31 protein-coding genes are annotated in these 20,601 nt (G+C 48.5%); 27 read left to right on the forward strand and 4 right to left on the reverse strand.

Features of this window, described 5'->3' with window-relative positions:
• Window positions 1-67 precede the first annotated feature (67 nt).
• From IX91_RS24395 to IX91_RS24445, 11 genes are all read left to right on the forward strand, one after another.
• Window positions 68-337: a hypothetical protein gene (locus IX91_RS24395; RefSeq protein WP_004748834.1), complete on the forward strand. Its 270-nt coding sequence runs from the start codon at window positions 68-70 to the stop codon at window positions 335-337.
• On the forward strand, window positions 321-701 hold the full coding sequence (locus IX91_RS24400) for a hypothetical protein (RefSeq protein WP_004748835.1): 381 nt from the start codon (window positions 321-323) through the stop codon (window positions 699-701). The genes IX91_RS24395 and IX91_RS24400 overlap by 17 nt, the downstream gene beginning before the upstream one ends.
• Window positions 702-789: 88 nt before the next feature.
• The gene (locus IX91_RS24405) at window positions 790-996 is read left to right on the forward strand and encodes a hypothetical protein (protein ID WP_004748836.1); all 207 of its coding nucleotides are present in this window, start codon (window positions 790-792) and stop codon (window positions 994-996) included.
• An 11-nt stretch (window positions 997-1,007) separates the two neighbouring features.
• Window positions 1,008-2,708, forward strand: coding sequence for a DUF4942 domain-containing protein (locus tag IX91_RS24410; RefSeq protein ID WP_004748837.1), 1,701 nt, complete (start codon window positions 1,008-1,010; stop codon window positions 2,706-2,708).
• A gap of 152 nt (window positions 2,709-2,860) precedes the next feature.
• Window positions 2,861-3,046 (forward strand): hypothetical protein, encoded by a 186-nt coding sequence (locus tag IX91_RS24415; RefSeq protein WP_004748838.1) that lies wholly within the window; start codon window positions 2,861-2,863, stop codon window positions 3,044-3,046.
• A 66-nt stretch (window positions 3,047-3,112) separates the two neighbouring features.
• Window positions 3,113-3,301, forward strand: coding sequence for a hypothetical protein (locus IX91_RS24420; RefSeq protein WP_138922218.1), 189 nt, complete (start codon window positions 3,113-3,115; stop codon window positions 3,299-3,301).
• Window positions 3,298-3,684: a hypothetical protein gene (locus IX91_RS24425; protein ID WP_004748840.1), complete on the forward strand. Its 387-nt coding sequence runs from the start codon at window positions 3,298-3,300 to the stop codon at window positions 3,682-3,684. The genes IX91_RS24420 and IX91_RS24425 overlap by 4 nt, the downstream gene beginning before the upstream one ends.
• Entirely contained in the window at window positions 3,677-3,928 is a 252-nt protein-coding gene (locus IX91_RS24430; RefSeq protein WP_004748841.1) for a hypothetical protein, read from the forward strand. The genes IX91_RS24425 and IX91_RS24430 overlap by 8 nt, the downstream gene beginning before the upstream one ends.
• A gap of 136 nt (window positions 3,929-4,064) precedes the next feature.
• Window positions 4,065-4,697 carry a hypothetical protein gene (locus IX91_RS24435; protein ID WP_004748842.1) on the forward strand — a complete coding sequence of 211 codons (633 nt, stop codon included), beginning with the start codon at window positions 4,065-4,067 and terminating at the stop codon, window positions 4,695-4,697.
• A 44-nt stretch (window positions 4,698-4,741) separates the two neighbouring features.
• Window positions 4,742-5,011: a hypothetical protein gene (locus tag IX91_RS24440; protein ID WP_004748843.1), complete on the forward strand. Its 270-nt coding sequence runs from the start codon at window positions 4,742-4,744 to the stop codon at window positions 5,009-5,011.
• An 11-nt stretch (window positions 5,012-5,022) separates the two neighbouring features.
• A complete protein-coding gene (locus tag IX91_RS24445) occupies window positions 5,023-5,364 on the forward strand; it encodes a response regulator (protein WP_004748844.1) in 342 nt (113 codons plus the stop codon).
• 266 nt (window positions 5,365-5,630) lie between these two features.
• Here IX91_RS24445 and IX91_RS24455 read toward each other — a convergent pair whose 3' ends face one another.
• The 3 genes from IX91_RS24455 to IX91_RS24465 are packed head-to-tail and all read right to left on the reverse strand — an operon-like array spanning window position 5,631 to window position 7,987.
• On the reverse strand, window positions 5,631-6,149 hold the full coding sequence (locus tag IX91_RS24455) for a PD-(D/E)XK nuclease family protein (RefSeq protein WP_004748846.1): 519 nt from the start codon (window positions 6,147-6,149) through the stop codon (window positions 5,631-5,633).
• Complete coding sequence (locus IX91_RS27050) at window positions 6,142-6,558, reverse strand: CFI-box-CTERM domain-containing protein (RefSeq protein ID WP_004748847.1); 417 nt, start codon at window positions 6,556-6,558, stop codon at window positions 6,142-6,144. The genes IX91_RS24455 and IX91_RS27050 overlap by 8 nt, the downstream gene beginning before the upstream one ends.
• Complete coding sequence (locus tag IX91_RS24465) at window positions 6,548-7,987, reverse strand: fused MFS/spermidine synthase (protein ID WP_004748848.1); 1,440 nt, start codon at window positions 7,985-7,987, stop codon at window positions 6,548-6,550. The genes IX91_RS27050 and IX91_RS24465 overlap by 11 nt, the downstream gene beginning before the upstream one ends.
• Window positions 7,988-8,430: 443 nt before the next feature.
• Between IX91_RS24465 and IX91_RS24470 the strand changes: the two genes are divergently transcribed.
• The 4 genes from IX91_RS24470 (at window position 8,431) to IX91_RS24485 (ending at window position 9,876) form a co-directional block, all read left to right on the forward strand.
• Window positions 8,431-8,763, forward strand: a complete 333-nt coding sequence (locus tag IX91_RS24470; RefSeq protein ID WP_138922219.1) for a hypothetical protein — start codon at window positions 8,431-8,433, stop codon at window positions 8,761-8,763.
• Window positions 8,764-8,774: 11 nt separating this feature from the next.
• Entirely contained in the window at window positions 8,775-9,113 is a 339-nt protein-coding gene (locus tag IX91_RS24475; RefSeq protein WP_004748851.1) for a hypothetical protein, read from the forward strand.
• 10 nt (window positions 9,114-9,123) lie between these two features.
• On the forward strand, window positions 9,124-9,597 hold the full coding sequence (gene ssb, locus IX91_RS24480; protein WP_004748852.1) for a single-stranded DNA-binding protein: 474 nt from the start codon (window positions 9,124-9,126) through the stop codon (window positions 9,595-9,597).
• A gap of 87 nt (window positions 9,598-9,684) precedes the next feature.
• Complete coding sequence (locus IX91_RS24485) at window positions 9,685-9,876, forward strand: hypothetical protein (protein ID WP_004748853.1); 192 nt, start codon at window positions 9,685-9,687, stop codon at window positions 9,874-9,876.
• On the opposite strand, the gene IX91_RS24490 is transcribed toward IX91_RS24485, so the two are convergent.
• Complete coding sequence (locus IX91_RS24490) at window positions 9,863-10,183, reverse strand: hypothetical protein (protein ID WP_004748854.1); 321 nt, start codon at window positions 10,181-10,183, stop codon at window positions 9,863-9,865. The two genes, IX91_RS24485 and IX91_RS24490, sit on opposite strands and share 14 nt — an antisense overlap.
• A gap of 62 nt (window positions 10,184-10,245) precedes the next feature.
• On the opposite strand from IX91_RS24490, the gene IX91_RS24495 reads away from it, so the two are divergent.
• The 12 genes from IX91_RS24495 to IX91_RS24545 all read left to right on the forward strand — a co-directional run bounded on the left by IX91_RS24495 (window position 10,246) and on the right by IX91_RS24545 (window position 20,538).
• Window positions 10,246-11,217 (forward strand): recombinase RecT, encoded by a 972-nt coding sequence (locus tag IX91_RS24495; protein WP_004748855.1) that lies wholly within the window; start codon window positions 10,246-10,248, stop codon window positions 11,215-11,217.
• An 80-nt stretch (window positions 11,218-11,297) separates the two neighbouring features.
• A complete protein-coding gene (locus IX91_RS24500; RefSeq protein ID WP_004748856.1) occupies window positions 11,298-11,639 on the forward strand; it encodes a hypothetical protein in 342 nt (113 codons plus the stop codon).
• A gap of 83 nt (window positions 11,640-11,722) precedes the next feature.
• Complete coding sequence (locus tag IX91_RS24505) at window positions 11,723-12,727, forward strand: YqaJ viral recombinase family nuclease (protein ID WP_004748857.1); 1,005 nt, start codon at window positions 11,723-11,725, stop codon at window positions 12,725-12,727.
• 239 nt (window positions 12,728-12,966) lie between these two features.
• Complete coding sequence (locus IX91_RS24510; RefSeq protein WP_004748858.1) at window positions 12,967-13,221, forward strand: hypothetical protein; 255 nt, start codon at window positions 12,967-12,969, stop codon at window positions 13,219-13,221.
• Window positions 13,222-13,596: 375 nt separating this feature from the next.
• Complete coding sequence (locus IX91_RS24515; protein ID WP_004748859.1) at window positions 13,597-14,562, forward strand: AAA family ATPase; 966 nt, start codon at window positions 13,597-13,599, stop codon at window positions 14,560-14,562.
• Window positions 14,559-15,383: a hypothetical protein gene (locus IX91_RS24520; protein WP_004748860.1), complete on the forward strand. Its 825-nt coding sequence runs from the start codon at window positions 14,559-14,561 to the stop codon at window positions 15,381-15,383. The genes IX91_RS24515 and IX91_RS24520 overlap by 4 nt, the downstream gene beginning before the upstream one ends.
• 119 nt (window positions 15,384-15,502) lie before the next feature.
• Window positions 15,503-16,447: a DUF3150 domain-containing protein gene (locus IX91_RS24525; RefSeq protein ID WP_004748861.1), complete on the forward strand. Its 945-nt coding sequence runs from the start codon at window positions 15,503-15,505 to the stop codon at window positions 16,445-16,447.
• A 10-nt stretch (window positions 16,448-16,457) separates the two neighbouring features.
• Window positions 16,458-18,260, forward strand: coding sequence for a cobaltochelatase CobT-related protein (locus IX91_RS24530; protein WP_004748862.1), 1,803 nt, complete (start codon window positions 16,458-16,460; stop codon window positions 18,258-18,260).
• Between the two features lie 81 nt (window positions 18,261-18,341).
• Window positions 18,342-18,659: a hypothetical protein gene (locus IX91_RS24535; protein WP_004748863.1), complete on the forward strand. Its 318-nt coding sequence runs from the start codon at window positions 18,342-18,344 to the stop codon at window positions 18,657-18,659.
• A 77-nt stretch (window positions 18,660-18,736) separates the two neighbouring features.
• Window positions 18,737-18,904 (forward strand): hypothetical protein, encoded by a 168-nt coding sequence (locus IX91_RS26525; protein ID WP_004748864.1) that lies wholly within the window; start codon window positions 18,737-18,739, stop codon window positions 18,902-18,904.
• A gap of 79 nt (window positions 18,905-18,983) precedes the next feature.
• Window positions 18,984-20,060 carry a DUF7146 domain-containing protein gene (locus IX91_RS24540; protein WP_004748865.1) on the forward strand — a complete coding sequence of 359 codons (1,077 nt, stop codon included), beginning with the start codon at window positions 18,984-18,986 and terminating at the stop codon, window positions 20,058-20,060.
• Window positions 20,061-20,145: 85 nt separating this feature from the next.
• The gene (locus IX91_RS24545) at window positions 20,146-20,538 is read left to right on the forward strand and encodes a hypothetical protein (protein WP_004748866.1); all 393 of its coding nucleotides are present in this window, start codon (window positions 20,146-20,148) and stop codon (window positions 20,536-20,538) included.
• Window positions 20,539-20,601 lie beyond the last annotated feature (63 nt).

Below are 20,601 nucleotides of genomic sequence, written 5' to 3' on the forward strand. Positions count from 1 at the left end.
GCTGGATCAGAATCCCGTGAGATATTCGAGTAACAACTAACAATTCGGGTATCGGCGAGGTTTCGAGATGGCAATGGTAGAGTACATTGCTCAGCCGCCAGGTGTAGGCAATCGAAGGCAGCTTAGCGATATTGAAAAAGACCACATCGTCTGTTTATTGAGGGCAGTGGAGCGTTTACCCATACTAAGCCAGCACGCAGTAGACGGTGTTGAAACAAAGGTGTCCTATGAGGTGCTGTGCAGGTGCCTGGAGGGTATCCACAAGAACCATCTTGAATTATCAAAATATGCAACTGCTGTACTGAGTGAGGAGAGGACGGATGAAAAATCAATTTAAGTTGACCAAACCATGCGCCAATTGTCCTTTCCGTAATGATGAGAGCGCTATTCACCTAGAGCCCGGTAGAAGGGAGGAAATCATTGAAGGCCTATTGTCCGGCCAAGACATGACGTTTCATTGCCATAAGACGGTTTACAGGGAGGACGGGCGAAACTTTGATGAGGAAGGGAACTATCATCCTACAGATGTTTGCCAGTGCCCAGGAGCTGCTGCCGTTGCCAGAAAATATGGACGTGACACTGTGATGGTACAGGTTGCTACGAGAATGGGCGTAATATCTGAAGACCATTACGATTCCGCCCTGGAACTGACCATCGGAAAAGACCAGCTTAACGTCGATCCGCAAAAAGCGAAAATATAGAAAACCGCCCGAATCCTCGATAGTTGCTAGTTAGGAAACCCGTGAGATATTCGATGAAAAGGCGAATATATTTCACGAGGCGAAGACTATGGATCTCTTTCCTGATTTAGAAACCACAATCCCAAGAACACTATCGGAGCTTATCGAAGCCAGGGATAAGAAGGGGGTTGTTGATCTGCTGCGTACTCTCCCACGCGACCAATTTGACGAAACCGTCTGGAAGGCTGGCCTATCAACAATCGGCCATCATCACGGCAGGCCGGCGATGATTGATCACATTATGCGGCAGCTTTAAAGGGGGTGAGCATGGATAACCAGTTTTACCCTACACCCGTATCGCTTGGAGTTAAGGCCTTCAATAAGTTCAAGAACCGGAGAATCACGCGACTACTGGAACCACAAGCTGGACGTGGAGATCTTGTGGACGTGGTGCATGAGCTTGCATCGGGACGCTACAGCAAGGTTGAGGTGGATTGTTGTGAGATTGATTTTAATAATCAGGCAATTCTTCGGGAGAAGAAATACCGAATCGTTGGCCATGATTTTTTGTCATACCGGGGAGCCTGTCTTTACAGCCATATTCTGATGAATCCGCCATTTGCTTCCGGTGTTCAGCATGTCCTTCACGCATGGAATCTTCTGTTCCACGGGGAGTTAGTGGCCATTCTGAATGCGGAGACGATACGCAATCCGTATACAAAAGAGCGTCGTTTCCTGGTAGACATCATCGAGCAGCACGGATCTGTTGAATTCGTTTCTGAAGCATTCCTGTCACCGGATACACAGCGAAAGACACCGGTAGAAGTAGCCATTATCCATCTTGAGAAGGAATCCAATTTCAAAGCGGAGTTCATAGACAACCTCAAGAAGGAAAAGGTTGAGGAGGGAATAAGAGCCGATGACATCGAGGTACCTAAAGATTTGGTCGTGCCCAAGTCAAAAATACAGAACATGGTCATTGCGTTTGAATGTGCTGTTGAGGCTGCCAGAAGCGCGGCTAAAGCGAACGCACGCGCCAATTATTACGCCAATATGTTAGGACGCTCGATTACTGATGAAACGACCAACTGTCATGATTCTGAAAGTTGCGTAAAAAGCGTAACTAGCGAACTGAATGAAGCCTATCTAAAGCTGAAGGAGCGGGCGTGGTCATCCGTACTCCGCTCAACGGAAGTCCTGGATAGACTTTCAAGTCAGGCACAGAAACGCTTGGAAAGTGAGTTTGCGTCCATCTGTGACCTTGACTTCACGGTCGAGAATATCTACGGCTTCCTGCAAGGGTTGGTGGAACAACAAGGAACCATTCAGATAGAAATGATCTGCGACGTTTTCGACATGATCAGCAAGTATCATCCGGAAAACCGAGCCTACTATCAGGGTTGGAAGTCAAACCAGAAACATAGGGTCAACGCCTACCGCGTTCTCATGACGAGGTTCATTATCCCCGCCAATCGCAGAGACTACTACTCATGGTCAAACAGTTTGGCATGGGATGATCAACAGATGTTTACAGACTTCGATAAAGTGTTTGCCATGCTGGACGGGCAGCATCACACAACACCTTATGGTGTCGTGAACCTGTTTGGCGACAAGTACAAAGAGCTAAGCAGTGGAGAACGGTGTTCAAGTGACTATTTCGACATTCGCTTTTATCCGAAAGCTGGGACATTTCATATCTTTCCGAGACGCAAGGACCTTATCGACAGATTAAACCGCATTGTCGGCAAACATAGGGCGTGGTTGCCTCAGAGCGATCAGGATGGTTCAACAGGTTTCTGGGAACAGTACGACAAGGCCGAGGCGGTTACCCGTCGAATGGACCTAAGTAGACTGAATTCGTGGCGGCTGAATCACGGCAGCGATGGTGAAAAGGAGAGGGAAGCCACCAAGCTGCTGGAGCAGCATGAGATGGCTTTGGAGAGGCTGGGAATTGATTTTGACGGAAGCAATGCAATTACAGATCAACGCGATGATGAAAGGCAAATACCACTGCTGAAGGCCTCTTGATCGAATAAATGCAAAAAAGTGGATTTAAGGGGTTGCTGGTTCAGAAAGACATGAGAGATTGAAAGTAACAAAGATGTTGAGTGCTCCTTGTGAGTGTGTTGAGTGAGGTAGGCCCCTTCGGGGGCCATTTTTCTTTCTGACAGGTAATCGATATGACCGAACAAATGTGGAAGCGACAAGAAATCAATCTCAAAGGCAGGATAACCCGTCTGGTCAATAAGATGAAAAGCGCGGATATGTTATCGGACAAACTGGAGATTAATCGTCAGGTCAAGGAGGCAAGGGAAGCTCTTAAACAGCACCGGCTTAATTTCTTTGAGATGACATCTTCAAACTAAACGGTGGCTTTCATGGATATTGTAATTAAGAACATAAGCCTTCTCACGGTCGAGCGGGGAAGACTTATGCTTTGCATCCCTACCGAAGATGGGGCTCATACTTACCAGCAAATTGATAACCCCTATCTTATTGCTCGCCTTAAAAGCGCTGCCACGAAGGATTCGAACGGTAAAGCCAGTATCAGAATCACTATATCCGGTTCTGATGGCAGCAGTGCTGTTTCAAGCAGTGGTCAGGAGGATAATCAGGAATGAATACCCAAACAGCCTTCTCTTCGGTAGAGGAAGAAACGGCGCTTACAGCAATGTGTATCTGGGAAGCTCTACTGGAGCGTATGTCCGGCAAAGACTGCGATGACGTGTATTCGCAGAAGCGGGAAGAAGTCGGCGCGTGTGAGATGCGGTCTATCGTACTCCATATATTGGCTCCAGCGGTCGAGGCTGCATACAATGTCGTCAAAGACGAATACCAAGATCCGTTTGATTGGGAGTTTGTACCGGCGTTTCTTGATCTGGCAGAACCCGTCCTGTCCCGTGGACTGTGGGCAATTAAGTCGATTGAAGCAGAGCAGATAGGTAAAGAGATTCTTCTTCAGTATCAGCAAGTAAATGTGAATGGCGGAGGTGCAGATGAATAAGGCGGAATACGAGCATCTTCAGACGATGGTGCTTTTGATTGCCAAGCGCCATTTGCGGGAGTTTACCTCTGACTACATGAGAATCCTCTGCATCAAAAATGGTCTGATAAAGGAGGACGTAACTGAGGACGACTTCGGTGGAAAGGTGATCGTTCCTTTGGTTAAGAGCCAACAGCTACAGCTAGTTAGGTCAATCCCTGCTGGACAATCAAGCATTCCAGTCTGGGCATTGAGCGCACCGTAAACGCAGCCACGCTGGCACAAGGATGTAGAAATTGAGCATTTTGGAAAAGGGTCATCTGCTGGTGGCCCTTTTTTTATATCTCCTAAAAGTCCCTCCAGTAGAATACCGTTGGACAAAACTAAGCATGGAGAAGCTCATGAACACATCAAGATTCCTACTTCTGGTCAGCCTTGCCTCTATTCTTTCTGCCTGTGGTGGCGGAGGGGGGGGATCGTCAAGCAATGGTTCGCAGGCACCAAGTAACCTAAATCCCAGTGAACCACCGGAGCTGGTATTTGAATTTGCACCGGAACCAATGCAGCCAAAGGCCTTTAACTTAGCTGCTTCCACTGGTGAAGAAGAAAATCACTTCAGTCCCGGCGATACCGTAAGTTTGATCTGGAATGTGGATGTTTACTATACAGATAACACTACGATTGGTGCAGGTGAGCAGTACCTTTACGATGCCAATGTCTATTTGAGCACTGATGGCCAGGTGCAGGAAGAGGACCTGAAGTTGTTTACCATTGAGTGCTCTTTGCCGGGTACCGCTCAACATGCGTGTGCTGATACAGCGTCATTTCAATGTGTCTATGCTCAGGACAACCAGAGTAATCTCAGTTGTACCAGTATCCCTCTGGATAAGCTGCATGGATTCAAAGATCTGTCTGTCGATACCAGCTCTTGGCTGGATGTAATACCCAAGGCGGCCAATGTGATTTTTCAGGCCTGTTTGAGAGATGAGCCTGAAACGTGTACTGAAGCGGTTTACCCGATTCAGCTTAACTGAGTGTTGTCCTGGATGTACTAACAATAATGATGAGAGAAATACTTATGATGCCACCGACCTATATAGCAGGCTGTATTGATGAAGACCTACTCCAGAAATCAATGGAGGTCATGCTTAATACCGTATCTGCCAACTGTGAGTCTGGGTATCAACTCGACATCGATGTTTTGATCCGGTACGTCCAGGATGGAATGACGCTTGAAACCTTCAACTTGCTGGTGCTCAACCTCAATAGAGAGTTGAGCGCTCAGTTTCAGAAAGGCGGTGGTTCATATGGCTTCGTTATGAACTATAACCATGCCACTGTCCATTGATGGTAGTGAATATGGCCAAGAAAACCATCTTAGTCATCGACGACAACGAAATGATCATCAAAGCGCTTCGGGCGTTATTGGGCGAAGAGCACTTTGAAGTCTACGGGGCTGAGAATGGTGCTTTGGGTATTAAAGAGTACGCCAGAGTTAAGCCGGACCTTGTAATCACTGATATGGAAATGCCGGTGATGTCTGGGGAGAAGGTCATTGCGAGAATCAAGGCAGAGTATCCATTACAGAAGGTACTTGCAATGTCGTCACGATCATCGAATGAAAAGAAAGCCATGAACGCTGGCGCTACTCGGTTTATTAAGAAACCAGTCATGCCAGAAGATGTTATCCCTTACATCTAACGAGAATACTTTGAGATCACGCTCATTCAAGAAGGGATAGCAGACTTTCGGGGACAAACTCACGCTCAATCACCAAAGACCCATCGAACGTTCTCATGAGTGATGAAACGATGGGATCGTTCATTATTTCCGTAATTTCCATCGCTTTCTGAGGGTGCTGGCTTTTCAGGTGTAGCCATAGCGAATTTTTCTGCTGCGCTGATAGCTTAGAAACACATAATCCCGGCTCGTATCTGCCGGATGGAACGGGAGTAGGCCAGTTTGGTTTATTTTCTTTGGGCATGAACGCAATCGTACTTAAATGCACAGCCACGGCACTTTCCTACATTCGGCCATGCCTTCATCCTTACACCGGCTTTAGCTTGCCTGGTAAGTATTACGTATTCCTTAATCTCATTGAATAGAGCTTTGTCTGCACGCGGCAGCTCGATGTATTGTTCAGAGGTTGCTGTCTTAACAAGCAACCGCGTGACCTGGTAACCGTTTCCACGCGCTGCAAGAGCGGCACACTTTGCTTGCACCACATCGCTTGTAAATACTGGGCCGCGACGGCTTTTATACTCAACAGCCAACACGCCTCCGCGTACTCTGTACATGAGATCCGGCTTACCCAGGACCTCGAAGACCTGGTTAAAGAAGGGCTTTGTAGACCGGCCCTTGTCCATCCAAATAAGCTTGCCTTCAATACCAAGGTCGCTTCTGGACCTAGCAATGCGCCGGATGAAGTTGTAGAGAAGGGCAGCGGCAGCAAGTCCAAGCAGGCCATACAACAGAATATCAATCATCCCCATGCCTCTCCTGGATTCGACGAATATTCCAGTCCACCAAGTACCGCATGAACCTGGAGATCAAGGGTAATTTACGCGCTGCGATGACCAGGTAAGGGGATATGGCATAGTAAACCGTGATGAAAACCCTGCCTGTGGTGTGAGAAGCGAGCCTTTGGTCGCGATATTCCCTCAGTAGGCATGTATTGGGGTGGTCGCTCCCGTATAGATGAGTTGCAACGAAACAGCGTCGGTCTTCAGCTTGACGATTCAGTGCTTCATGACTGACTTCTCCCTTAGCCCTGGCTTCGATAGACTCTTGGGATGGTTTGGTCCCTTTTTCCTTCAGCTCCAGGTAATGAGGGCAATAGGATGCCCTGCCAACATCGCTGGCGGACACCCATTTTGACTTTCTGCTATTGCCCATGATTGTCTTCCCGGCTTTGCCATTTCTTGATGTTCAGGGATGAAACGTAGCCGTCCACGGTTACTTTAGTTGTATCATCTCGATACAAACTAGCAACCGCATCATTGTCCATGCTCGACCGCTTAGAGCAGAAATAAACGATATTCACCAGAGCGTTCTGGTACCCGGTGATGTCGGTGATGCATCTTGATAATGCCTGGCGGACGGTGAAATCCATATTCACGGAATAGGCATCGTTCAATCGGGGGTTGGCTGCGATATTGAGGACTGCTTTTCCGGCAGGTTTGAGACGTGAGCTCACCAGAGAGAAGAACTCAAAGGTGGCTGTGTGCATAGGTATCGTGGCGGCATTGGTATACAGATCCACGACAATAACATCCCATAATTTTTCGCTGGTAAGCAGATAGGATCTGGCGTCCTGGGCTATGAATTCACCTTTGATGGGTTCCTCAAGGAAATACTTCTCTGCAATTGGCTTGATCTTTGGGTCAACGTCCAGATAGGTAAAGTTTGCGCCGTGAGTATCTTCTGCCGAGAGGGTGAAGCCCCCGGCACCGAGTACCAGAATATCCTTCCCGGTCATGTCATCTGAAAATATGCCCTGTTTCATGATCTCAATGTACGGCCAACCTTTTCTGTCCATTTCCCCGATGAATGAGGCGCTACTGCGATTGATGATGAACCGCTTGCCTTCCGGATGCTCTGCAACGTAGAAATTCGAGTAGGGGGTAGTCGCGGCGAACAAGCGATCTGGGATTCTTACGTTCAGCGTGAACGCGATGACCAGGAAAGATAAAGTTGCACCAACCACATACTTCGTTTTGCTGTTGTTCCAATCAACCAAGAAACAGAGGCATACCGCGAGGATCAGGCAATTGATGAAAATGGAGTACCCAACTCCAAGGAAGTACATGAGCAGCAAGGATGTGATCAAACATCCAAGCACGTTACCAATCGTACTTAGCGCCGTGGCATTGCCCGTGGCTTCGCTCTTGCGGGTGTCGTGGTCTGCGGTGTTGAGCAGTAATGGGACGGTTTGCCCAAGAAAAAACACCAATGGGGACATTATAAGCAGGCTGAACAGGAATAGGTGGATCAGGGGATTGCCCAAATAGGGCATTCCGTGGGTGATGTCTGCGATGGACAGAAAAAAGAAGCTCACAAAGCTGTAGGACAGCCCAATACCAAACAGGGCGATGCTACCAACCAGGTTCATTACCAGGGACTTGGCGTACCGCTCAGAAGCCTGTTGGCCGCCCCAGTAGTACCCCAATGCCAGAGCACCCAGGAAACAACTGATGATGATTGAAGTGCAAAGCACCGAGCTGCCAACGAAGGGTACTGTCTGGCGGATGGTGATCATCTGCAATCCGGAGCTGGCCAGTCCCTCAAGGAGCAGGATGAGAGCAGCTTTTCGCTTGGTCGTCATATAAAACACCACTAAATAAATAATTATTGATGTTCAACATAACGAGAAGAGGACTCAAATGCCGCAATAAATGGGTCAAAGGGTGGGGTCCCTTTAAAGCCTTGCGAAGAGTGGATATTTGATGTAACTTTTATCGTGTGGTCGTATAGCGTCCATATTTCAATCAAAGGTGCCTTATCGAGTCACATAGACGGCACCGAGCTGAAAAGCTTGGCTCCAACTGAACAACCTTCCTCTGCCGTAGCATTCACGGCTGTATCAACATCAAGTCTACCTCCTAAAGCGCCAAGCATTTTACCTTCAAGGTTTTCACCTTTTACTCCAACCATTTCGTTTCACACCTTTTTCCAGGGCGTTTAGGCGTGTTCTCTGCACGTCCATAGAGAACAGCCCTAAACCACCTTCGTGTGTCTCCGAATCTTGTTGCTGTTGTTGTTTTGACAATGGCACCTGATAAGTACCCCCAATCTAGCCATGAAACGGGTACGAACGCTGCGGCGTTTTGGCTAAATACTCAACCAATTAATTGGAGACACTTTATGTATAACTTCGATTTCAATGCGCATCAGCAGCTTTCCGGAAGTCCTAAGAACGATGTTCAGCAGGCTATCGCAAAAGCAAATGAAAAAGCTCATATGGGCAATTTCAAAGTGTGCGTAACTACAGCAGGTGATGTTCTGGTTCTGCCGGAATTCTCTGTTCTGATGAGGGATGATATTGCTGAGATCGTGTACGACACGGACCACGGTTATAGCTTCAAAACTTCATCAAACTAAGGGGACAACAAATGGAACTTATTATGCTTTGCATAGCGCTGTTTGTTTTCTTCTTTGGGTCGGTTATTGCCATGCAGGCCATAGAGTTTGGATTTCGCGTAGGCGATAAAGCTCTGGAAGCCTCTGGTAAATTGGTAAAGCTGCCTTTCAAGATAGCTTTCAAGTTGATCTGCTTTGCAGGCAAACACCTCATCAAGCGATTGATGAAGAACAAGCCTCAAGAAGTCACGATCAAGCCGATCTTCGCTGTTACACCGCTGGAACTTCAGCACATGCGTAACAACAACCTCCTTCAATCAGGAAAGCGCCAACCTGTACTGATTGAACATCCTCCACAACAGACTAAATAGGAGATACATCATGTATCAGAAAGTCATTCTTATTGGCCGTGTAGGTCAAAAGCAATTGGGTTACACCAAAACACAAAAGCCGGTCGCGCAATACTCGTTGGCAACAACGAAGTCCTTTAAGGACAAGCAAACCGGCGATTGGAATGAGCATACTGAATGGCACCGTTTGGTCTCATTCAACCAGTGCGCCGAGCATGTGAACAACAAGCTTGAGCCTGGAGATCTCATTCAAGTAGAAGGCGAATTGCGCACGCGCAAATGGCAGGATCAAAGCGGTACCGATCGTTATACCACTGAAATTGTGGTGAATGATTTTCCGAAGAAACTGCCTCGCTACTACAACCGAGATGGTCAAGCTGCACCTGCACAACAGCAGGCTCCTCAGCGACAATCATCACAACCAATGGCACAAGCTGTCGGTCAGGAGTTCATGGCTCAGGGACCATCATTCGACTCGTTCGATGACATGGACATTCCGTTCTAGCCCGGAACTGATTTAACGCTTGTTTCACCCTGATGGGGACTTTCCCCTACAGGGTAAGCCCCATCATTTTCTCTATGGAGAATGACTATGGGCTTTTCACGAAAAGAGGTTTATTTCTGGCTGGAAACAGCGAGCGATGAACAACTTCAGCACATGCTGAACACGTCGAAAGATATGCTCAGTATGCTCACCGACAAAGAACAGGTTTCATCGTTGAAATGGCTTCGCGCCAAAATCATCGAAGAAATTAATGCACGAAGAGAAGCTAAACAAGCTTAAAGCTTTGTTTGCGTTTTAACTTTTCGAGCAATTGGTCTTGCTCTTCCGGAGTACCAAAAGCGATGGATCGTATTGCTTGCCACTCTAATGTGTCAGGCTTGCCTTTCAATCGTTTATCGGTCTCCTCTTGCAGATACTCCATAAAGTACGGGCTCGCCGCCTGTCTTGCCTGGATGTACTCCGCATACGTCTTGATAGCTTTGGCATCGATACCGGCTTTTGCCAGTAACGGAGCCTGATTGTCGAGACCAACCCTTGTAAACCTGAAATTACCTTGGTCATCCACGATGTAGTCTTGGGTTTGCATATCTCAATACCTCCTGGGGTCATTATACCTCACATACTCAACTAGCAACCTGGAGCAATCCTATGAATCAACCGCAAAACCAAGTGGCGCAAAAGCCCACTAACCAATGGCACCAGGCAATTGAGTCCGCCAAGGACAAATTCTCTGGTTCCGGTCTGGACTTCTTTCAGGAGCAGATCTTTGCCACCCAACTCTTGATGAATAACAGCTACTTGCTGGATGTCGCCAAGAAAAACCCATCGAGTCTTCGTCTGGCGATGTACAACGTAGCGGCAGTCGGATTGACGCTGAACCCTAACCAGGGTCTGGCCTATCTGGTACCGCGACGATTACGCAAGAACGAAGACCCGAAAGTGATGCTCGACATTTCCTACCGGGGATTAATCACTATCGGTGTTGAAACGGGTGCAATTCGCTGGGCCAAGGCTGAACTTGTCTATGAGAAAGATCAGTTCACCTACAAAGGTCCAGCCGAGAAACCAGACCACTTCTGCGACCCTTTTTCTACGGAAAGAGGAGCCGTTCGAGGTGGCTACTGTATCGCGGAACTTCCTTCTGGTGGTGTCTTGGTCGAGCCTATGTCCAAAGCGGACATGGACAAGATTCGGGATGTCTCAGAGGCCTTCAAAAAAGGTCTTGGCCCTTGGGTCGATTGGGAAGATCAGATGCAACTGAAATCGGTAGTGAAGCGTGCTTCCAAATGGTGGCCCAAGTCTACGCCTCGACTGGCTAAAGCCCTTCAGATCCTCAATGAGGAAAATGGAGAAGGCCTCGCCGTCCTGTCGAAAGATATGGCAACCGTAGGAATGTTACCACCTCCGCCGAGTCGTGATGAAGTACCGCTTACTGTACAGAATACCGTGAAACAACTGGTAGACCGTGCGGTTAAGCAAAATGCTTTTGAAGCGTGTCGGGAGTTAATGGAAAGCCGGATCAAGAATCCTGCTGAACTGTCTTTTGCATATAGCGAACTGGATAAGGCCAAGGCTGAGTCTGAAGCGAAAATGCACGAGCAGAAAATCGTTAACGCCTAATTTCAACTAACACTCAACCTGCTGGGGTGATGCTTACTCCAGTGGAGGTGCATTGCCCCTTTTTTTTACAAGGAATAGCAATGATCACTTCCAACTCTAACTACAGAACAACTCTGTTCTACTTCAACAATGTGGATCAGCTTCGTGATTTTGAGTCCTTCAAAATCTGCCCTGTCCACGCTGGTCAGCACATTCCAGATACTGAAGCTGATAAAGCGGATTACTGGTGTGTCATCGGAATTTATAAGGCTGAGCAAGCGCGAGCGAACCAAAGCCCTTCTTTCCCGGTAGCTGATTTACCCACAGAGCTGTACGCAAACCTGTTCGCACAACTGTGTCGTCAACTGGTCAGCAGTACACCTGACAGTGCTTCAACCAAAACACTGACAAAAGCTCTTCAGTCTCAAGCCTTAACAGCCTGAGATTAACCAATCTATCACTCAACCCACTGGGGTAATGCTTACTCCAGTGGAGATGGCATTACCTCTATTTAGAGGAATCAGTAATGTCAAATATGAAAGTAGTTGATCTTAATCAGCGTTCAGACGAGTGGTTGCAATGGCGGTCTAAGGGAGTTACGGCATCGGATATTCCGATCATCCTTGGGCTCAGTCCATACAAGACACGTTGGCAACTTTGGGCGGAAAAAGTCGGGCGTATTAATGCTCCTGATATATCCAACAACCCCAATGTAAAACGTGGTGTTCGCCTTGAAGATGAAGCTCGCCAATTGGCCGAAGGTCGTTATGGTGAGGTTCTGCTTCCGCTCTGTGGGGAATGCGCTCGATGGGATGTGTTGCGTGCGAGCTTTGATGGGCTTGATTCAGCAATGCAACCATTTGAGTTCAAGGCCCCCAGTGAATCGGTGTGGGATGACATCGAAAAGAAAGGTGTCGAGTCCAGTACGTATAAATTGTATGAGGCGCAAGTCCATGCTCAATGTGCGGTTGCAGGGACGACAACCGGTCGCCTGATTTTTTACAAAGAAGGCGGTCAGGACCTGGATTTTTCTGTCACGTTAACACCTGAAAGGGAGAATGAAATCCTTGAGGCGGCAAAGCTCTTTTGGGAGCACGTAGTAACCAATACGCCCCCTGAGACTGATCCTGAAAGAGACTGGTATATACCGGAATCTGGAGATCAGCTGTTCAAGTGGGATGCGTATGCTGATGCATGGCGCACGCAGCACCATCGCATACAAGCACTTAAAGATGAACTGAAAGTTCTTGAAAAAGAGCAGAAGGGGATTCAGAAGGCAATGATCACGTTGATGGGTCCGTTTATGCAGGCGGACATTGGTGGCGTGAAAGTTACCCGATTCATGAAGAAGGGCAGTATCGATTATGGCGCTTATCTGAAGGACACGTTCCCAGATAAAGACCTAACCGATGAACTGGAGTCCTACCGCAAAGCGTCTCGTGAGGAGTCTCGCTTCAGCAGGTCTGAAGATGAACTCGTTAATACGGATGTTGGTGAGGTTGTGACTACGGTGAAATCTGCTTACTTCTGATATGTGAATTTAAGTGTGATGCCCTGGGGAGCTTGTAGCCCCAGGGTACAAATATTTGACTTGTCCACCATCGGACACCAGACAAGAATTCCGGCTTTCTTGCCCGTAAGCAAGGGAGCCAAACATAGCGGGTACTCCTGATTGGAGGCGAGGTTCGCAGGCTTCCCTAAAGCGTTTTCGCTGAGAGCGTTTTAGGGAGCCTGTGGGCTTCAAATTCAATCAAATTTAGGAGATTCGCTATGACACATTTCGTAATGACTGAAGAACAAGTACAGCAATCAGTTGCTGGTGCTCGAATAGAATCCGCCGTTTCGGTTGCGATCGCGCAAGCCGACAAAATGTCAGAATGCGGCGGTTGCCATATGACCGTGGTGCGCACAAAGCGTCATGGAATATGTATCTATCACGACTACCAGATGAAAGTTGCTAAAGATGAAATCATTGAAGAAATCTACAGCACAGAGAATGGTTTCATATTTCGGTCGGCTGCTTAATGGCGGCTCCGAAGGAAGTGGGCAATACATGCATAGAGATGCAGCCTGTCATCAGAATCTGCATCTTGTATTGCGCCTTACTACTCTATGTGAGGCGAGGCAGATACGCTGAGTATCTGCCTTCCTTATGTCCATTCTGGAAACGGAGTGGCTATAAGAAAGGCGAAATCGTCTTCACAGAATTTTGATCGTGCTTGCACGACAAAATAAGTGTCTATTCCGGATATTGAAACGGACACGACGGCTGCGGCTGTATATCCCTACTCAACATTTAAAGTCTTACCACGCCAGTAGGCCATCATCACCTACTGGGTGGTCGGTGTGCTTCTGGCTGGGGTGACTTATACCTCAACACAATGTAATAGGAGCACATCCATGACACATCGTGATCAAGCTTTAGCTGTTCGCACTACTTTCAACCTTGATGTACCCGCTGAGGTCATCACAGCAGGCTTTGCTGACACACAGAACCCTCATGTGCCTAACCGCGATGATGGCTATGTGTTTCGTCGGGAAACCTTGCGCGACATCCTGAGTTTTCTGGATGACCCCGATGGCGATGGTTTGTATTTCTCTGGTCACTACGGTGCCGGTAAAACAACCTTGCCCTACCAGGTAGCCGCTCGGCTTTGCTGGCCAGTTCAGTCCTTCACGGCTCACAGTCGTATGGAATTTGATGATCTGGTTGGTACCTGGAAACTGGTCAACGGCACCATGCAATTCCTGCATGGACCCTTAGCCGTTGCCATGCGTGAAGGTCACTTGTTCATATTGAACGAGATTGACCGTGCCGATCCTGGTCAGCTTGCTGGTCTGCATGATGTCCTTGAAGGGCATCCCTTGGTTATTGCAACCAATGGAGGAGAGGTGATTCGCGCACATGAAAACTTTCGATTCATTGCCAATGGCAACAGCATGGGATCTGGAGACAGTACCGGGCTGTATCAAGGCGTTAACCAATTGGATATTGCCTTTATGGATCGATTCAGGGTGGTCGAAGTTGATTATCCAACCGAGGATGTCGAAATGATGATCCTCCAAAAGAAAACACCAGAACTTCCCGAAGAGATCCGTCGGAATATGATTCGCGTTGCGAACCAGATCCGGAGGCTGTTCATTGGTGGAGAGGAATCGGCTACGCCGTTGACCATTACTATGTCTACTCGTGCCTTGTGCCGATGGGCAAAGTTAACCCTGGTGTTTCGCAATGCGCCTAACGCGCTCGCTTATGCTTTGAATCAGTCATTGCTTGCAAAGGCTGAACCTGAACAGAAGATTGCGATCGAGCAAATTGCTAGAGACGTGTTTGGCTCAACCTGGCAACAGGGAGAGGCAGCATGAGCAATGAATTTGTCGTACTTCATTACCAGGATGGCAGCTCCGATAAGATCTGGGCTATCAACAAAGTAGCGAATGCGGATAACTCGCACACCGTTTGGTTTGGTAGACGCGGAACCAAGCTTCAAAGCAAGAAAGTTGGCTACAAAACGTGGTCAGCTTTAATGCAAAGCAAGCTGGATAAGGGTTATCGCGAAGTGGAAAACGTCACTATCGATGTTGAAAACAACGTGGTTGTTCCTTTTCTTCAGGCAACTGAAGAATCCGAAGAGTTACCAGATGCCTTGTGGTACCGGGTGTCCAATCAGGTTCCTGTGAATGTGATTCGTGACTATCTGAATATCACTATTCAACTGGTTTCCGAGCATAGCAATGAGGAGTTAGAGCGGTTAATTCAGCTCCCGACTTACAAAGCTTTATATGCCGGAAAAAAGAGCGGTGGTGCTGACTACACGGAGGGGCCTTTGGCCCTTCTGTTGTTGTTTGGTCTACGCCGTTACCTAAATGATGTTGCAGGATCTCCGTTATCTACGGAAATCATGCAGATTGCTAATGATGGAAGTGAGCTTCTCCCTGAGAGGTTTGCGGACATTGAGGACTATGTTCGTTCCTATGCCATTGGGTTGTTTGAACACAACGGATGGTTTGGTAACCGGACAAGTGGTGATTGGAAGGAATATGTTGATGGCGTAGCCGGACAGCATAACCTTTCTCACTACACCTCAGTAACTGGCATCAAGCCATTAGCAATTGCGATGGGATGTATTGACGCTCCGATTGATCTGACGGTTATCCGTACAGAGACAAAGGCCGCGTTTTTCTGACTGTCGCCAACCTGGATGGGCAACCGTCCTACTCTCAACCTCCTCTGGCCTTTGGGCCAAACACTCAATCTCGCTAGGTAACTAGCTAACTCAACCACTTTCTCTACAAGGAGATACACATGGAATTTATCCGTGGGACCACACTCGTCCATTTGAAAATGCGCTGCTGGGGCGGAGAGAAAAAGGCCTCCCGAGACAGCGACATTCACTTAGGCGCTGACGGCAAAATGCCGCCAGAAAAACTGCTCGATTTGGGCAGAAAGAAGATATTTCCACCAAAGGCGCTCGACCCTTTAATGAGTAAGCGTAAAGCGGCGGAAAGAGCTTGTTTAGCTGAAGGTACACGTTTCATGGGCGGCTTTGCCGTTCCCGATGATGTTGTAGAAGGTCTTTTGGCCAAACTCGAAGACATCAAGGAAATGTTCTATTCGGAGTTGCAGGTATTTCTTGCTGATTTCGACCGGAACAAAGAAGCGTGGATCGCGGAGAACGACGAATTTGCACACATCATTCGTGACCAGGTTCCTGACCGGGAAACGGTGTCAAAGTCGTTTGAATTCTCCATCAAGCTTTACAAGCTACAGCCACTCGAAGGCTTCGAGCCTGACGAAAATGAAGTGGCGAACCAGATCTTGCATGAGGTGGGTTTAACCTGCAAACAGATGTCTGATCGCATGTTGGACCGGAAACGGTCAATCAGCGGTAAGAACCTCTCTGAGCAGCTCGATCCTCTTATCAAGAAACTCGATACCTTGTCGTTCGGTAATGGTCGCATTCTGAAGGTACTTAATGAGTTTTTTGCTCTGCAAAAAGCCATTCCGATGGAAATGATTGACCAGGACCACCCGACATTTGGGCAAGTGCTTACCTTCCTTTCAATGTGTTCTGACAGCGACAAGCTTGAACGAATCATTGATGGGCAATTTTCAGTAAGCAAGCTCATAGAGGGTATGAAACGGTCGGTAACGGTTTCCAGCTCGTCTGGACCTGCGCCAACCATACCAAAATCAACCCAACCTGCGGCTGTGACAACGCACACCATAACGGCTGGGGCTTACTTCTAGGGAGGTTCGTATGAACAAACTGCAAACCGCCCTGGAAAGGGCTCTACCTATTGTTGCGGCTGCCTATGGCGAACAGTTCGGTGTCAATGTTGTGCTGTCTGGCACGGACGCATACACCGATGGCGAGACCATTTACTTGCCTTTGCTGAACGCTATGAGTGAGTTGAGAGAAGTGTTGTTTGGCTATCTCGCTCACGAAGCTGCGCACGTTCGATCATCGGATTTCAACACCTTGAAAAAGTGTAAGAGTCCGATGGAGAAATCCTGTACCAACCTCATCGAGGACATCAGGATCGAGCGTCTCATTCAGGAAGTGTTTCCTGGTACTCAGTTTACGCTGAATGCCATGTGGAGCTATATCGTGGAGCAGGGCATGAGTCCTCCCGCGACGCCTGAAGACAATGAAGCAACGCAGTTGTTTCAGTACCTCTTACATCGCTTGCGATCGGAGGTGCTGCATCGGGACGCTTCAACTCCGCTGGCGGAGTCAAGCCAACGGGTGGTTGAACAGACATTTCCGGTAGGTTTTTTCGTCCGTTTGGATGGCTTGCTTGGAAAACACTTGGACAACTTAACCTGTAGCGACGACTGCCTGAAGTTGGCGAGAGCCATACTCAAGGCATTGAAGGATGCTGAAGAAGAGGAACGCCAACAGCAACAAAACCAGGAACAACAGCAGCAAAGCAGCGATTCATCGCAAGGTGATCAAAGCCAACAAGCTGGTGGATCGGGTGGAAGTGGTGACGGCGAATCACAACCTCAACCGGGAAAGGCAGACTCATCGAACGGTGGTGATGCTAACCAGGGGACAGGAGACTCACAGCAGTCCAGCGCAGACAGTGATGGCAACGGCAACCAGGCTCAGGATACTGGGTCAGGAAACCAGTCATCGTCGGCCCAAGGTGCATCGGATTCGTCCGGTGATCAGGGTCAACCTCAAGGTGGCAACGGTGCTTCTTTGCATGAGCGGCTCATTAACGAGACCAATCTGCCAGAGGATGCCGTTGGGCAGCTACGAGAGCAATTGGCAGATCAAGCCCGTGAAGACAACGATGGAGAACGTGTGGCCATTGATACGTCCAGCGTGGGGAGTGATGCCAGAAATCATGGTGATACCAGTAGTTTGAAAACCGGCATTCTTGCCTCTTCAACTATTCGGTCGCGCCTGCTCGGTCTGCTGCAAGCCCAAACCCGTCAAAAGCAATGGTTACATACCAGAGGCAAGCGGGTAGACGGCAAACGCCTGGCCAGACTGCCAACCGGCGACTCGCGGGTGTTTATCCAGCGAGAGGAGATGCAACGACCTGACACTGCGGTTCATGTGCTGCTTGATTGCAGCGGTTCCATGAATCGAATTCAGGAAGTCGCAAATCAAGCCACGGTGTCCTTGGCATTGGCTGTATCCACTATCCCGAAGTGTGACATCGCTGCGTCGATGTTTCCGGGTATTGGTGGAGAGGTCAGTCCGATACTGCATCGTGGTCAGCCTGTTCGTGCTGGTCTGGGACGATTCGCTGTTTGCTCAAGTGGCGGTACACCATTGGCAGAAGCCATGTTGTATGCCGCCAGAGAGTTAGTGGCGAGTAAGCGTCAGCGCAAGGTGCTCATCATCATCACTGATGGTGCCCCAAATAATGGGGGAGCAGTTCGATATTTGAACGACCTTGTTGCTGGTCACGTTGATACCTATGCAATTGGTATCGGCTCAACTGCGGTTAGTCAGTACTTCGAGAAGTGGTCTGTGATCAACGATGTGAAGGAGCTTCAAAAAGCGCTTTTCACGATTGCTGGCCAATTCCTCGACCTGCACTAATGGCTTCGCTCAACACCCTGCGGGGATACATCTCCCCCGCACGGGTGAGGTGTGTCTTCCCGCTACACCGGGAGGTCCACTATGGAGCAACTGTCATTGATGGACTTGCTTGAGGCGCTTGAGAACGACACAAAGTTCGAGGGTGACCTGGAGAAGATCCTTACCGATGAAGATATTCCGTACCTTCGGGAAAACCTACTAATCGAGTCAGTGAAATCTGCCTTTGGTGAAAGTCGTGGTGGCCAGAAACGTAAGCCATCTGATGAAGCCTGGGAGTGGATTATTTCGGAAGATCGGGAGCTGCCGTTCTCGTTCAACCAATGCTGCCTCGCTTGTGGAGTCGATCCCGACAAGATGCTTGATTGGCTGCGTTACTACAAACGCAAGTTCATGAGCTAACTCAACCCAAACCTGGGACATAAACACTGTGTCCCTATGGGCATGGTGTGTCCCTCACTCAACGAAAGGTAAACACCATGTCTAATACTCAACAAAATGTAATTAAACATCAGCAGGTAAATGCACGCGGTACACCGGTTCGCCAAATCACGGTTTATACCCCGGAGCGAGTAACAGAGCTGTTCTATCAGTTTGTTATGGAGCAATGGGTACCGTACAAGCGAGTCGTTCATTCCGTGCATTGATAAAGGGGCCTCGCCCCTTTGTTTCACTGGCTGACAGTGGAACTGAAAAATTTGGTGAAACTGTCAGAGGGAGATACCTATGAAGAAACGAAACTCAACTGAAATGAAGCGCCGAATGGAAGGCCGTTGGCTTGCTGCTTTCAAAGCACTCGCGCCAGCACTGGATCAGGCCATCGACAACCTCGGTACGAATGTACCTTGCCCGGTTGAAGGTGGAACGGACGGTTTTAGGCTTTTCAAAGACGCCAACTACACAGGCGGTGGAGTAAAACAGTCATGGCGTATTATCCCGGAAGGGATCGATATGCTCATGTGGGTAAATGATTGGTCCTTTACCAAGGTCTACGATGAACTTGAAGCCTGGTTGGGTGATAAACCTGTCGAGGCTGGACCGAAATATCTACCAAAGCCTAAGCCTGTAGATGAAGAGGGTCTACGCAAGTGGCTGAACAGGATTTGGAAAGAGGCATTGCCTTTGACCGATCTTTCAGCTTATCCAGCTCGGGCCTACTTCAGCTACCGTTGGGTGAATACTGCTGCATTGTCTGCCAACGATGTGCGGTTTCATCCTTGTCTTAACTACAAAGACAAACAGGGCAACGTTCTTGGTAAGTTCGGAGCAGTCCTGTCTCTGGTGCGCAATAACGAGGGAGAGCCAGTCGCGATACATCGGACGTTCATCACTAAAGGTGGATTGAAGGTAAATCTCGGCAAAACTCATAAGCCTAAGAAGATGACGCCTTCTGTGAATCAACGCAGTAAGGGGCGGCATATTCGGTTGTTTGCACCACAAAACGGTTACTTGGGAGTCTCTGAAGGTCTGGAAACTGCGCTCGCGGTATACCAGGCTAAGCAGTTTCCCGTTTGGCCGGGCCTGTCCAACACAATACTTCAATCGTTCGTTCCTCCAAAGGGCGTGCATACGATTCTGAATTTTGTGGATAAAGACAGAAACAAAGCAGGGGAGAATGCGGCGGAAATTCTTCGGGCAAATTTAGCGCCTAAAGGTATTCGCGTTATCGACCTGTTACCTCCAACGCCGATTCTCGATACCGATGAAAAAGGTGTTGATTGGGCGGATCAGTTGAAAAGGGATGCCAGTGGCTTTGGTCTGATAGACCAGGCACTTGCCTTCAGCCGACTGAAACAAGCCTGACTACCTCAACTACTACCCTGCGGGGACACGCTCCCCGCAAGGGGAGTAGTGTTTCTGCGGGTTTCCTCAACATAAGGAGATCAATATGCAGAATGATTTATCAACCATGCAGTCGGTCGAAATACCGGTTAGCAAACTTGAACAAATGGCTTATGGCCATGCGACAGCCCAATTCATTAGCTGTGACAACGGCTTTGAAGGCACCTGGTTTGAACGCTATCAGTATCTGTCTGAGTGTGTTTCAGACAACAAAGAGCCTGAAGGGTGGGTTGCGTGGCAGCCGTTTGAAACATGGGAATGGAGCGACATCGTTGAGCAGATCGACAGTGAAGCTGACTCATTTCTTTCCACAATCAAGCAAGCGCTGGAGTATGCCAAAAATGGCATTGTTGCTTCAGCAATTGATTGCTCACTCGATAGCGATATGAATCAGTTGGATATGATTCATTTGATCGAGCTGGGTTCCAAAGAGCAGTAAACCACTGGTGAAGTAATTCACCAACATACGATGAATTCGACCCTGGAGGGTGTTGCCCTTCAG

The organism is Vibrio tubiashii ATCC 19109, assembly GCF_000772105.1.
Classification (GTDB): Bacteria; Pseudomonadota; Gammaproteobacteria; order Enterobacterales; family Vibrionaceae; genus Vibrio; species Vibrio tubiashii.